Raw genomic sequence first — 13,396 nt, 5'->3', positions numbered from 1 at the left:
ATTTTGACAAAAAAGGTATCAGAATGTGTCAGTTCGCTCATTCACCGCCCACTTTGTGGCGGTGAACTTTACTCGCTTTAGTTATTAATTACGAGCTTTAAAAAAACTCAACGACGAGGCTGACTGCAGGCGGGAAGCGTTGATATGGAACAGGCGGGCAAAGTTATCGGTGGTGATCTGCGCCAATTCTTCAACCGCCACACCTTTCAATACGGCCATGTATTCCGCCACATCGCGGACCATCGCTGGCTGATTCTCTTTACCCCGATGCGGTACCGGCGCGAGATACGGGGAATCCGTCTCCACCAGCAGTCGATCCAACGGCACATATCGCGCAGCGTCACGTAATTGTTCAGCATTACGGAAGGTCACTATGCCGGAAAAGGAGATATAAAAACCCAAATCCAGGAGTTTACCCGCCGTTTCTCTGTCTTCTGTAAAACAGTGTAGTACGCCGCCACAATCCGTCACGTTTTCATGACGAAGAATCGCCAGCGTATCGGCGCGGGCATCGCGCGTGTGGACGATCACCGGTTTGTTCAGTTCACGGCCGATCTGGATATGATGAATGAACGACGCCTGCTGGCGCACTTTTGTTTCGGGAGTATAAAAGTAGTCCAGTCCCGTCTCACCCATCGCCACCACGTCGTCATCAGCCGCCAGATGACGTAGTTCTTCCACGTCATACGGTTCGTCCTGATTGAGTGGATGTACGCCGCACGAGAAAACGACGTTATCGCGCTGGCCGACCAGTTCCCGCATACCGCGGTACCCTGGCAGCGTTGTCGCCACCGCCAGACAGAATTTCACATCGCGCGCAGCGGCTTTCGCCAGCACGTCATCCACATCCTTATGCAGAGATTGATAATCCAGGCCATCGAGATGGCAGTGCGAGTCGACTAAAAACATAATGTCTCTCTTACAGGTGGGGAACAGGCAACACAGTGCCTGGTTGCAGGTAATGCTCGATTTGCAGAAGAAGATCGGTTAACACCAGTTCACGGTTTATTCCGGTCACGTTAAGCAGTTGTTCGCGGCAGTGGCAGATGGCATTGAGGATTGCCTGAATACGCGTCTGAGAAAGCTGACCGGCAATCGTGGCGATCAGTTGCCCGGCATCCGCGTTGGTCATCACAGTGGCCCCATGCTGACGTTTAAGCGCATCCATCATTAACGTCGCCAGCCAGTGCAGTCTGGCAGGCGCCTGTTCATGGTTAAGCACCGTCAATAATGAGTACCAGTCACCAGCAGGAATGCTGCTCGCCAGCGCCTGACACAGCGCGTCACGTTGGGACCAGCTTTCGGACCCCAGGAGCGTCAGCGCCGCCCCCGGAGAACCGGCACTCAGGCGCAGCGCAGTCAATAACGCATCTTGTGACGCTGTCACTTCTCGTGCAAGCCACGATACCGCGTATGATTCACTCGGCGGCGCGAGATGATGTAAACGACACCGGCTGCGCAGCGTTGCCAGTAACCTCACGGGTTCACGGCTGGCGAGAAAGAACCAGGTTTGCGCGGGCGGTTCTTCCAGCGTTTTGAGCAGCGCATTGGCGGCGGCATCAGTCATCAGCGCCGCATCCGGGATCCAGACCACTTTGGCTCCGCCCAGTCGCGCACGCTCATACAGTTTTTCACTCACTTCACGCACAGCATCAATGCCCAGCGTGCTTTTCCCTTTTTCCGGGAACAGTGAATAGTAGTCCGGATGCGTTCCTGCCTGCATCAACTGGCAACCACGGCAGTGGCCACAGCTTTTATGTCCATCCGGTTGTTGACAAAGCAAGTAGCGGCTCAACGCATAGATCAAAGCATCGTCGCCCATCCCCGGTAGGGCCTGAATCAGTAACGCATGGTGACCCCTTCCCGCCTGATAGCTCGCTACCAGCTTCTCGAAGTCAGGTCGTAACCATGGATACCATTTCATTCTCCCTGCTCCTTCACCCACTCGGTGATGGTGGTACGGATATCGCTCATCACCGTATCCAGCGGCTGCGTCGCATCAATCGTACGGATACTGGCATCCTGAGCGGCAAGCTCGAGGTAACGAGCGCGAGTACGATTAAAGAAATCAAACGATTCCTGTTCGATGCGGTCCAGTTCGCCACGGGCGCGAGCGCGCTTCAGACCCACCTCTGGCGTGACGTCGAGGTACAGGGTTAAATCCGGGCGGAAATCCCCCAGTACCGCATCACGAAGCGTCGCCAGCATCTGCTGATCGACCCCGCGACCACCACCCTGATACGCCTGCGTGGACAGATCATGACGGTCGCCAATTACCCATTTACCTTCTGCAAGCGCAGGTTTAATGACCGTCTCAACCAACTGCACTCGCGCGGCATAGAACATCAGCACTTCGGCTTTTACGGTAATGGTTTCGTCACCGACCGAACGAATGTCCAGTACCAGGCTACGCAGTTTTTCTGCCAGCTGCGTACCGCCCGGCTCGCGGGTAAAAACCATCTCGCGAATACCGAGTTGTTCAAGCGTCTCAACCACAACATTCTTTGCAGTCGTTTTTCCGGCGCCTTCCAGCCCCTCGATGACGATATACTTACTGCGCATTTTTTTCCTTAAGCACTTTCAGATAGTCCTGCACTGACCGGTTATGGCTGGCAAGATTAGTATTAAAAGTATGACCGCCTTTACCATCGGCCACAAAATAGAGATACGGCGTTTTGGCCGGATGTGCCGCCGCTTTTAGCGAGGCTTCACCCGGCATCGCAATCGGTCCTGGCGGGAGTCCTGTTATCGTGTAGGTATTATAGGCCGTTGGCGTTTCCAGGTCCGCGCGCGAGATCTTGCCATTATAACGCTCCCCCATTCCGTAAATCACCGTTGGATCGGTCTGGAGACGCATCCCGATCCGCAGGCGGTTAATAAAGACAGAGGCGACCTGATCGCGCTCGCTGGCAATGGCCGTCTCTTTTTCAATAATCGAGGCCATCGTCACCAGTTGGTTTTGATCTTTATACGGCAGTCCTTCCGCACGCCCTTCCCAGACGCGCTCAACCGCCTTCACCATTTTCTGATGTGCGCGCTTAAGCAAGGCAACATCCGTGGTATTGGCGGTATACATCCAGGTATCGGGCCAGAACCAACCCTCCAGCCCATCCGTACTTTCAAGGCCCAGCGCTTTTGCAACGGTTTCGTAGCGATCGTCGCTCAGGGTATGCTTGATATACGGCGCATCACGCAGCTGTTTGAGATAGTCGCTTAAGCGCATACCTTCTACCAGCCGCAGTGGGAATTGCGCCTCTTTGCCACTTTCCAGCAGTTGCAGCATCTCGCGGACGCTCATACCCGGCGTTAAACGGTAGGTTCCGGCCTTAAAGTGGGAGAGTTCAGGCTCGACGCGCAGCAACCATTGAAACACGCGCGGGCGGTTAATCACCCGATCCGCATACAGCTGATCGCCCAGGGCCAGACGCCCGGTACCCGGCTTAAGGGTAAAAATGGTCTCTTCTTTGATCAGGATTTTACTGTCCGCCAGATGGCGAACCTTCCACATTCCCGCCCCTGCGGCAATGCCCAATACAACAACCAGTAAAAGGACAACACGAAACATTTTTTTCATGACTAATTCGGATGCTCACACAGTGGGGCCAGAAACTGAAATAATACACGTGAAGACAACGTGTTAGCGCCATAAGCCCGCACAGGTACAATCGGCATCAGCGCATTGCAGACCACCATTTCATCGGCATGTTGCAGCACTGCTTCGCGGGCATGGGTTTCGACAACCTGAAAAGACGATTGTGCCAGTTTCCGGATACAGAATTGTCGCATAATACCGTTCACTCCCGCCTGATCGAGGCGCGGCGTATAGACCACATTGTCTTTTCGCCAGAATAAATTAGCCGCACAGCATTCCGTAACCCAACCCTCACTGTCAAGAACCAACGCCTCTTCGGCGTCCGTCTGCTCAAGATGAGAACGGATCAGCACTTGTTCGAGCCGGTTCAGGTGCTTGATGCCCGCGAGCAAAGGGTTACGCCCCAGACGAACCGGGCTTAAGGCAAGCGTGATCCCCTGTTCGCGCCAGCGGTCATAATGCTGCGGATAGGCAGACACAGAGAGAATGCGGGTGCTGTCACGACACTGCGCGCCGCTGTATCCTCGTCCCCCACTTCCACGGCTGATAATCACCTTCAGTACCGCACGTGGATGGCCCGCGGCCAGCACGGTCATTTCGCGCTCAAGCACATCCCAGTCATCAAAGGCAATCAGCAACGTTGCGCAGGCCGCCTGCAAGCGCCGCAAATGCGCCGCCAGCAGCGATACGGTGCCGTCGAGAATGCACGCAGTGGTAAAGCAGCCATCGCCAAACTGGATGGCGCGATCGCTTGCGGGAAGAGATTCCTGTTCACGGCCATTGATCAAGAACATGGTGGCTCCTTAGGCATGGCCCGTTAGTGTCGCAGGATGGTTAGCGCAGGACAAGGGAAGAAAACGCAATAAAAAAGGCCCGACAAGCGGACCTTTTAACCAGGAAGGCAGAACGGCGGTCAGACCTTTTTAAAGATCAATGAACCGTTAGTCCCACCGAAACCGAAGGAGTTACACAGCGTGTACTCCATTCCGCTGACCTGACGCGCTTCGTGAGGAACGAAGTCCAGATCGCAACCTTCATCCGGGTTATCCAGGTTGATGGTTGGCGGAACAGCCTGATCGCGCAGCGCCAGGATAGAGTAAATCGACTCTACCGCGCCCGCTGCACCCAACAGGTGGCCGGTCATGGACTTGGTGGAACTCACCATCACACGGCTTGCCGCATCGCCAAAGACAGATTTAACAGCCTGCGCTTCAGCTTTATCGCCTGCCGGCGTGGACGTCCCATGGGCGTTAACGTAGCCAATCTGGCCAGGTTCAATCGCCGCATCACGCAATGCATTGACCATCGCCAGGGCAGCACCAGCGCCGTTTTCCGGCGGCGACGTCATGTGGTAAGCGTCACTGCTCATCCCGAAGCCAACGACTTCAGCATAAATTTTTGCGCCGCGCGCTTTAGCATGCTCGTACTCTTCCAGTACCACCATGCCTGCACCGTCGCCCAGAACAAAGCCATCTCGCTCTTTGTCCCACGGGCGGCTTGCCGCTTGCGGGTTATCGTTACGGGTAGACAACGCACGTGCTGCGCCAAAGCCGCCTACGCCCAGTGGCGTACTGGCTTTTTCAGCACCGCCCGCGACCATCGCGTCCGCATCGCCGTATGCAATGATACGCGCGGCATGACCGATGTTATGTACGCCTGAGGTGCAGGCGGTCGCGATAGAGATGCTTGGCCCACGCAGGCCATACATGATGGTCAGGTGACCCGCCACCATGTTAACAATCGTCGACGGAACGAAGAATGGGCTGATTTTACGCGGTCCACCGTTCACCAGAGAACTGTGGTTTTCTTCAATCAGTCCGAGACCGCCGATACCGGAGCCAATAGCGGCGCCAATACGGGATGCGTTCTCTTCCGTTACTTCAAGGCCAGAATCCTGCATGGCCTGAACGCCAGCGACAATTCCATATTGAATGAAGGCATCCATCTTGCGCTGTTCTTTGCGCGAGATAATGTCATCACAGTTAAAATCCTTTACTAAGCCAGCAAATTTCGTTGCATAGGCGCTAGTATCGAAATGGTCGATCAGGCTGATGCCACTCTGACCGGCAAGGAGAGCTTTCCAGGTAGACTCTACGGTATTGCCGACAGGAGACAACATGCCCAGTCCGGTCACAACTACACGACGCTTAGACACGGTTGTCCTCCAGGGAGGGATAATTGATTCAAGTGGGACAAAAAGATAAAACTCAGGCGGTCGAATGACCGCCTGGAGATGTTCACTTACGCCTGGTGGCCGTTGATGTAATCAATGGCAGCCTGAACGGTGGTGATTTTCTCAGCTTCTTCGTCCGGAATCTCAGTATCAAACTCTTCTTCCAGAGCCATTACCAGCTCAACGGTGTCAAGAGAATCTGCGCCCAGGTCTTCAACGAAAGAAGCATTGTTGGTAACTTCTTCCTGCTTAACGCCCAGCTGTTCGCCGATAATTTTCTTAACGCGTTCTTCGATAGTGCTCATACTCTTAAATTTCCTATCAAAACTCGCTTTCGCGATGGTTTTCGTAGTGTATAAAATGTTGAAAAATTTGCAACTAAATCCCGGCAGGTCTTACCACGATTTTACGTTATTTTGAGGCCAAGACCTATAATAACGCAAATATTTTTCTACGCTTTATCCTTCAAATTGTCTCTGTGTTGGCTGCATCCTCAAACTCTGGTCACATAGTCATCTATGCTCGCCGGCTTTTCGGTCTTGCCGCCTTGATACAATTTGGATGATTTTGCGTATCTCGTGGTTAAACCATATACATCCCGCCGTTGACGTGCAAAGTCTCACCCGTGATGTAACCTGCTTCGTCAGAGGCTAAAAATGCAACCGCACTGGCGATCTCTTTCGGATCGCCAAGACGACCTGCAGGAACTGCCGCCAACGTACCCGCACGCTGCTCATCAGTCAGCGCACGCGTCATGTCCGTTTCAATAAAGCCCGGAGCAACAACGTTCACTGTAATACCGCGGTACGCAACTTCGCGTGCCAGCGATTTACTGAAGCCGATCAGACCCGCTTTCGCCGCAGCGTAGTTTGTCTGACCCGCATTTCCCATGGTACCAACCACAGAACCGACAGTGATAATACGTCCATGACGCTTTTTCATCATAGCGCGCATTACCGCTTTTGACAGGCGGAAAACAGATGAAAGATTGGTTTCGAGAATATCGTTCCACTCATCATCTTTCATTCGCATCAGCAGGTTATCACGTGTGATACCGGCATTATTGACCAGGATATCCACTTCACCAAATTCTGCGCGAATTTTTTCCAGAACAGATTCGATAGATGCTGGATCAGTCACATTCAACATCAGACCTTTACCTTTAGCACCTAAGTAATCGCTGATGGCCTGAGCGCCACTTTCGCTGGTCGCGGTACCGATAACGGTCGCGCCACGGGCAACAAGCGTCTCTGCAATTGCGCGGCCAATGCCACGACTTGCACCGGTAACCAGCGCGATTTTTCCTTCAAAACTCATGGTGTTCCTCTTTTATTGCGCAAGTGCCGCCGACATTGCCGCCGGTTCGTTCAGAGCCGAGGCAGTCAGGGTATCAACAATACGTTTCGTCAGGCCCGTAAGCACTTTACCTGGTCCCACTTCATACAGGTGCTCGACACCCTGAGACGCCATTAATTCAACGCTCTTCGTCCACTGTACCGGACTGTACAACTGGCGCACCAACGCATCGCGAATGGCGTCTGCGTCAGTTTCACATTTCACGTCCACGTTGTTGATAACCGGTACAGATGGCGCGTTAAAGGTAATTTTCGCTAATTCTGCTGCCAGTTTTTCCGCTGCTGGCTTCATCAGCGCACAGTGAGACGGTACGCTCACCGGTAACGGCAGCGCACGTTTTGCACCGGCGGCTTTACAGGCGGCACCAGCACGCTCAACGGCTTCTTTATGCCCGGCGATAACGACCTGTCCCGGTGAGTTATAGTTCACCGGCGAGACCACCTGGCCTTCTGCGGCTTCTTCGCACGCTTTTGCAATGGACGCATCATCGAGACCGATGATAGCAGACATACCGCCTGTGCCTTCCGGAACGGCTTCCTGCATGAATTTACCACGCAGCTCAACCAGACGCACTGCGTCAGCAAAATTAATGACACCGGCGCAAACCAGCGCAGAGTATTCACCAAGGCTATGACCCGCCATCAGCACAGGCGCTTTACCGCCCTGCTGTTGCCAGACGCGATACAGCGCAACGGACGCGACTAACAGCGCAGGCTGCGTCTGCCAGGTCTTGTTCAGTTCTTCAGCCGGCCCCTGTTGAGTCAGCGCCCACAGGTCATAGCCCAGCGCCGCAGAAGCGTCGGCAAACGTCTCTTCGACGATGGGATAGCTTGCCGCCATATCGGCTAACATCCCAACGGTCTGGGAACCCTGTCCAGGGAACACAAATGCGAATTGCGTCATGTTTAAATCCTTATACTAGAAACGAACCAGCGCGGAGCCCCAGGTGAATCCACCGCCAAAGGCTTCAAGCAACACAAGCTGACCTTCTTTGATACGTCCGTCACGCACGGCTTCATCCAGCGCGCAAGGAACGGAGGCCGCAGACGTGTTGCCGTGTCTGTCCAGAGTCACCACCACATTGTCCATCGACATGCCCAGTTTTTTGGCCGTCGCGCTGATGATACGTAGGTTAGCCTGATGCGGAACCAGCCAGTCAAGTTCTGAACGATCCAGGTTATTGGCCGCCAGTGTCTCGTCGACAATGTGTGCAAGTTCGGTAACAGCCACTTTGAACACTTCGTTGCCTGCCATCGTCAAATGAATCGAATTTTCCGGATTCACGCGATCGGCATTCGGCAGCGTCAGCAGTTCGCCATAGCGGCCATCTGCATGCAGATGGGTAGAGATGATGCCCGGCTTGTCAGAGGCGCTCAGTACCACGGCACCGGCACCATCGCCAAAAATAATGATTGTGCCACGATCGGTTGGATCGCAGGTGCGGGCCAGAACATCGGAACCAACCACCAGCGCGTATTTGACCGCACCCGTTTTAACGTACATGTCGGCGACGCTTAATGCGTAAGTAAAGCCGGCACAGGCTGCGGCGACGTCAAACGCCGGGCAGCCTTTGATGCCCAGCATGTTCTGAATCTGGCATGCTGCGCTGGGGAATGCATGTGTCGCTGAGGTGGTCGCTACCACAATCAAGCCAATCTGTTCTTTATCAATGCCCGCCATTTCCAGCGCGCGTTGAGCCGCCGTAAAACCCATCGTTGAGACGGTTTCATTCGGCGCAGCAATATGGCGTTCACGAATACCTGTACGGGTGACAATCCACTCGTCAGACGTATCGACCATTTTTTCCAGATCGGCGTTAGTCCGCACCTGTTCAGGCAGATAGCTGCCAGTACCAATAATCTTTGTATACATGTACGCTCAGTCACTTTTTGGTTATATACCGCGCATCACAACGGCTAAGATGCTGGGGCTCTCACGCCACACCGTAATCAGTGTGGCTGCGATGTGTCGCCATTACCAGCATCCAGCATTGTAAATCCAGCTGGGTATACAGATTCCAGGCGAGCGGCAATTCGCTGAGGAACTTGTCGCTGCACCGCCTGCACTGCCTGTTCAATCGCGACGGTAAACGCTCGCTGATTGGCCGCACCATGACTTTTTATCACCGTGCCGCGCAATCCTAACAGACAGGCGCCATTATACTGGTCGGGGTTGAGGTGACTGAATCGCCTCGCCAGGCTTTTTTGTAACCAACGTTTTAATATCAGCAGCCACCACGACCGTTTTTTACCCTCACCCTGAGATTTCAGCAGTGAAAGGAACATTCTGACAACACCTTCCATCGTCTTTAATGTGACATTGCCTGTAAAACCGTCACATACCAGCACATCCGTTTTCCCCGTCAATAACTCATTGGCTTCAAGATAGCCGATGTAATTGATGGAAGGGATCGTTTTTAGCACCACAGAGGCATCCCGAATGCTGTCGAGCCCCTTGGTTTCTTCTTCACCAATGTTGAGCAGGGCCACACGAGGGTTGTTAATACCGACCACTTCTTCCGCAAGCACCGAGCCCATAATGGCAAATTGCACCAGCATCTTGCTGTCGCAATCGACGTTCGCCCCCAGATCGAGGACCACCGTCTTCCCTTTCTGCTGATGCGGCAAAACCGTCACCAGCGCAGGACGCTCAATACCGTCGAGCGGTTTGAGCAATAATTTTGCAAGTCCCATCAGCGCACCGGTATTTCCAGCGCTGATGCAGGCTTGTGCTCGCCCTTCCTTCACGAGTTCCAGCGCCACACGCATTGAGCTCCCGCGACTGGCGCGGATTGCCTGCGAAGGCCGGGCATCACTGGCGATAACTGACTGTGCAGGGATAATCTGCAGACGCGAACGTTGTTCAAAGTCAGCTTTAGCAAGTAATGGCGTGATAGTATCGGGATCCCCGACTAAAAGAAGTGTGAGTTGTGAATTAGAATTCAGTGCCTGCAATGCTGCAGGCACTGTCACGGAAGGGCCAAAATCACCCCCCATGACATCTAACGCCAAGGTTAGACGTGTCAAAGTCGTTTCGCCGCCTGGTTTGGTATTTCCCCGCAGCAACGGGGAATTTCCTCACTAAGCTTCATCACACGGTTTCTCTTCGTTTCTTACGCGAAAGAGGCATTAACAGCCTGCCTGCTACGTAAAATTCGTTGAGTAACGCGTGATTACTTAGCGATTACCTTGCGGCCACGGTAGTAACCGTCGGCGGTGATGTGGTGACGCAGGTGTTTTTCACCAGAAGTTTTGTCTACAGACAGGCTGGTGACTGCGGTCAGAGCGTCATGAGAACGACGCATGCCACGTTTGGAACGGGTTGGTTTATTCTGTTGTACGGCCATGGACCTTACTCCTCAATTACTTACGCTTTAAGCTGGCTAATACGGCAAATGGGTTTGGTTTTTGCGCTTCATCAGGCAGTTCACCAAAGACCATGTCCGCCTCGGACACTTCACAGTGTTCAGAATCATGCACCGGAACTACCGGCAAGGAGAGGATAATTTCATCTTCCACCATTGCAAGCAGATCGATTTCACCGAATTCGTTAACCTCAATCGGCTCATACGCTTCCGGGAGTGCTTCAGCCTGTTCGTCGGAACGAACCGGACTGAAACAATACGTTGTGTGGACATGATGAGGAAACGGCTTCCCGCAACGCTGACATGCGAGCGTTACCGAAACCTTCGCATCACCGGTAATCACGGCAAGACGTTGGTTATCGATAGCAAACGACATGGCGCATTCCACATCACTGTCCACACTGACTACAGAATCGGCGACGCGCTCTACCAGATCAGAAGTATAGATACCTTCATAATCGAGGCGTTTTTGAGCCGTACGAACCGGATCAAGAGTCAGGGGTAATTTTACCTTTTGCATAGGGCGCGCATATTAACTTTGTAACGTCATATAGTCAAAGAAAAAGGCAGCCTGCGGTTGCCTTTTGCCAATAATTCGCACACATTGCGGTTTACAGACTTATTTTCGCTCAGGAGACGCCACAACGGCACGCCTGAAGGACGAAGAGCATAGTTTAAAATGGCTCTCATCAATACGCTATATCTGGTGGAAAAAATATGCCTAATCTCATTCTTGCCTCCACATCTCCCTGGCGCCGCGCCCTGCTGGAAAAACTGGCGATGCCCTTTGAATGCGCGGCCCCTGAGGTTGACGAAACACCGATGCCCGGAGAGAGTCCTCGCCACTTAGTCAACCGACTGGCGCAAGAGAAAGCGCAATCGCTGGCTCACCGCTTTCCGTCTCATCTTATTATTGGTTCCGATCAGGTATGCGTACTGGATGGCGAAATCGCCGGTAAGCCCTTAACAGAAGAGAAAGCCTGCCAACAGTTAGCCAAAGCCAGCGGCAATATTATTACATTCTATACCGGTCTGGCGCTGTATAACTCCGCGACGGGACATTTACAGACCGAGGTGGAGCCCTTTGACGTTCACTTCCGCCATCTCAGTGAAACGGAAATTGAAGACTATGTGCGTAAAGAACGCCCGCTGCACTGCGCAGGGAGTTTTAAAAGCGAAGGTCTGGGGATTGCGCTCTTTGAGCGCTTAGAGGGGCGAGACCCGAACACGCTGATTGGTTTACCACTGATCGCACTGTGCCAGATGTTACGTCGGGAAGAGATGAACCCGCTGAAAACCTGATTAATGGCACTATCCAGTAGGCGGGAGAATGAGACCTGCCGGATGGCGACGTAAACGTCTTATCTGGCAGGTTTGGCGCGATAATAGAGCAATGCGCATCAGGCTGGCTTACGTAACACCTGTAAACAGCGCTTCAGTTGGTCGTCCATCGGCGCTTCAATGCGCAGCATCTCACCCGTACCCGGGTGGGTAAATTTCAATGCTGCTGCATGCAGGAACAGACGCGACAATCCGGTTCCTGCCAGTTGTTTATCGAAGTCGCGGTCGCCGTAGCGATCGTCAAAAGCAATCGGATGACCCGCGTACTGAGTGTGCACGCGAATCTGGTGTGTGCGGCCCGTCACCGGGCTACAGCGAACCAGCGTGGCGAACGCGTAACGTTCTTCCACCTTAAAACGCGTTTCCGACGGTTTGCCTTCCTGATTCACCCGCACAATACGCTCGCCGCTTTGCAGAATGTTCTTCAATAACGGTGCCTGTACCGTTTTGACATGCGACTGCCATTGCCCGCGCACCAGGGCGAGATAATCTTTTTGCATCCCCTTCTCGCGCAGTTGCTCATGTAGCGAACGCAGTGCTGAACGTTTCTTCGCGACCAACAGCACGCCCGACGTATCGCGGTCAAGACGGTGTACCAGCTCAAGAAAACGCGCCTCAGGACGCAGCGCACGTAACCCTTCAATCACGCCAAAGCTTAACCCGCTGCCGCCATGCACCGCGGTTCCCGACGGCTTGTTCAGCACCAGAATATGGTCGTCTTCATAAAGGATAACGTCCGCCAGCGCCGCCACTTTTTGCAGATGCGGCGAAACGGCCTCTTCTTCACGCTCCGCCACGCGAACCGGCGGAATGCGCACTTCATCACCCGCTTCCAGTTTGTATTCGGGTTTGATGCGTTTTTTATTCACCCGCACTTCGCCTTTACGCAAAATGCGATAAATCATACTTTTCGGCACACCTTTGAGCTGTGTGCGCAAAAAATTATCAATGCGTTGCCCCGCTTCGTCAGCAGTAATAGCAACAATTCTTACGGATGGAGTCTCTGTTTTCATGGGGGCCGATTCTAAATAGCCACAAGGATTAGCGCCACTCATTTTTCTATGCTTATATTTATCTTTATCCTTCGTCACTCACGTGTTTCATGACTGATTTGGTGGTTATTAAACCAATCACCGCGCATAAGTGAAAAAACTGTGAGTAAGCGGGTGATAAATGGTAAAAGTCATCTTGCTATAACAAGGTTAGCAGTGGAATAATGTCACCGCTTCCGTGCTGAATCTTGTTAAAACAAGGAATTTTACGGAAAGACCCAATTTTGTCCGGACGATCATCCACGCAGCAATGGCGTAAGACGTATTGATCTTTCAGACAGTTAGCGGGCTGCGGGTTGCAGTCCTTACCGGTAGATCGGATCTTCTCTGGAGAGTAATACCCAGGCGGTTCCCCTGATAATTGCGCTGCGTTTCCGTATGAAATGCAGGCAACCGACACTCTGCGCCTCTTTGAGCTGACGATAACCGTGAGGTTGGCGACGCGAATAGACACGAGGCCATCGGTTCACACCCGGAAAGGCAATACTCTGCCCGCAGCTTAGTCGTCAATGTAAGAA

15 protein-coding genes are annotated in these 13,396 nt (G+C 53.2%); 1 reads left to right on the top strand and 14 read right to left on the bottom strand.

Annotation, left to right across the window (positions count from 1 at the left end):
* Positions 1–84: 84 nt before the first annotated feature.
* The 13 genes from C2U53_RS20530 to yceD all read right to left on the bottom strand — a co-directional run bounded on the left by C2U53_RS20530 (position 85) and on the right by yceD (position 11,005).
* Entirely contained in the window at positions 85–909 is an 825-nt protein-coding gene (locus C2U53_RS20530) for a metal-dependent hydrolase (RefSeq protein WP_043000978.1), read from the bottom strand.
* Positions 910–919: 10 nt separating this feature from the next.
* Complete coding sequence (gene holB, locus C2U53_RS20525; protein ID WP_061070237.1) at positions 920–1,924, bottom strand: DNA polymerase III subunit delta'; 1,005 nt, start codon at positions 1,922–1,924, stop codon at positions 920–922.
* Positions 1,921–2,562, bottom strand: coding sequence for a dTMP kinase (tmk, locus tag C2U53_RS20520; protein WP_043000980.1), 642 nt, complete (start codon positions 2,560–2,562; stop codon positions 1,921–1,923). The genes holB and tmk overlap by 4 nt, the downstream gene beginning before the upstream one ends.
* The gene (gene yceG / locus C2U53_RS20515; RefSeq protein ID WP_044257997.1) at positions 2,552–3,574 is read right to left on the bottom strand and encodes a cell division protein YceG; all 1,023 of its coding nucleotides are present in this window, start codon (positions 3,572–3,574) and stop codon (positions 2,552–2,554) included. Before yceG ends, tmk begins: the two co-directional genes overlap by 11 nt.
* Before the next feature lie 2 nt (positions 3,575–3,576).
* On the bottom strand, positions 3,577–4,386 hold the full coding sequence (gene pabC, locus C2U53_RS20510) for an aminodeoxychorismate lyase (RefSeq protein WP_104446385.1): 810 nt from the start codon (positions 4,384–4,386) through the stop codon (positions 3,577–3,579).
* Positions 4,387–4,505: 119 nt separating this feature from the next.
* A complete protein-coding gene (gene fabF, locus C2U53_RS20505; RefSeq protein ID WP_043000983.1) occupies positions 4,506–5,747 on the bottom strand; it encodes a beta-ketoacyl-ACP synthase II in 1,242 nt (413 codons plus the stop codon).
* 86 nt (positions 5,748–5,833) lie between these two features.
* Complete coding sequence (acpP, locus tag C2U53_RS20500; protein ID WP_000103754.1) at positions 5,834–6,070, bottom strand: acyl carrier protein; 237 nt, start codon at positions 6,068–6,070, stop codon at positions 5,834–5,836.
* A gap of 277 nt (positions 6,071–6,347) precedes the next feature.
* On the bottom strand, positions 6,348–7,082 hold the full coding sequence (gene fabG / locus C2U53_RS20495; protein ID WP_104446384.1) for a 3-oxoacyl-ACP reductase FabG: 735 nt from the start codon (positions 7,080–7,082) through the stop codon (positions 6,348–6,350).
* 12 nt (positions 7,083–7,094) lie between these two features.
* The gene (fabD, locus tag C2U53_RS20490; protein WP_104446383.1) at positions 7,095–8,024 is read right to left on the bottom strand and encodes an ACP S-malonyltransferase; all 930 of its coding nucleotides are present in this window, start codon (positions 8,022–8,024) and stop codon (positions 7,095–7,097) included.
* A 15-nt stretch (positions 8,025–8,039) separates the two neighbouring features.
* Positions 8,040–8,993: a beta-ketoacyl-ACP synthase III gene (fabH, locus tag C2U53_RS20485; protein WP_043000985.1), complete on the bottom strand. Its 954-nt coding sequence runs from the start codon at positions 8,991–8,993 to the stop codon at positions 8,040–8,042.
* Positions 8,994–9,070: 77 nt separating this feature from the next.
* Positions 9,071–10,147: a phosphate acyltransferase PlsX gene (gene plsX / locus C2U53_RS20480; RefSeq protein WP_046402096.1), complete on the bottom strand. Its 1,077-nt coding sequence runs from the start codon at positions 10,145–10,147 to the stop codon at positions 9,071–9,073.
* A gap of 146 nt (positions 10,148–10,293) precedes the next feature.
* Positions 10,294–10,467 carry a 50S ribosomal protein L32 gene (rpmF, locus tag C2U53_RS20475; RefSeq protein ID WP_000290727.1) on the bottom strand — a complete coding sequence of 58 codons (174 nt, stop codon included), beginning with the start codon at positions 10,465–10,467 and terminating at the stop codon, positions 10,294–10,296.
* A gap of 16 nt (positions 10,468–10,483) precedes the next feature.
* Positions 10,484–11,005, bottom strand: coding sequence for a 23S rRNA accumulation protein YceD (gene yceD, locus C2U53_RS20470; protein WP_043000987.1), 522 nt, complete (start codon positions 11,003–11,005; stop codon positions 10,484–10,486).
* 197 nt (positions 11,006–11,202) lie between these two features.
* Between yceD and C2U53_RS20465 the strand changes: the two genes are divergently transcribed.
* Positions 11,203–11,787, top strand: coding sequence for a nucleoside triphosphate pyrophosphatase (locus C2U53_RS20465; protein WP_061077176.1), 585 nt, complete (start codon positions 11,203–11,205; stop codon positions 11,785–11,787).
* A 98-nt stretch (positions 11,788–11,885) separates the two neighbouring features.
* Here the strand turns inward: C2U53_RS20465 and rluC are convergent, their stop codons facing one another.
* A complete protein-coding gene (gene rluC, locus C2U53_RS20460) occupies positions 11,886–12,839 on the bottom strand; it encodes a 23S rRNA pseudouridine(955/2504/2580) synthase RluC (RefSeq protein WP_104446382.1) in 954 nt (317 codons plus the stop codon).
* Between the last annotated feature and the right edge of the window lie 557 nt (positions 12,840–13,396).

Source organism: Citrobacter sp. CFNIH10, assembly GCF_002934585.1.
Classification (GTDB): domain Bacteria; phylum Pseudomonadota; class Gammaproteobacteria; order Enterobacterales; family Enterobacteriaceae; genus Citrobacter_A; species Citrobacter_A amalonaticus.
Note: the sequence above shows the minus strand (reverse complement) of the source record. Positions and strands in the feature narration are given on the sequence as shown.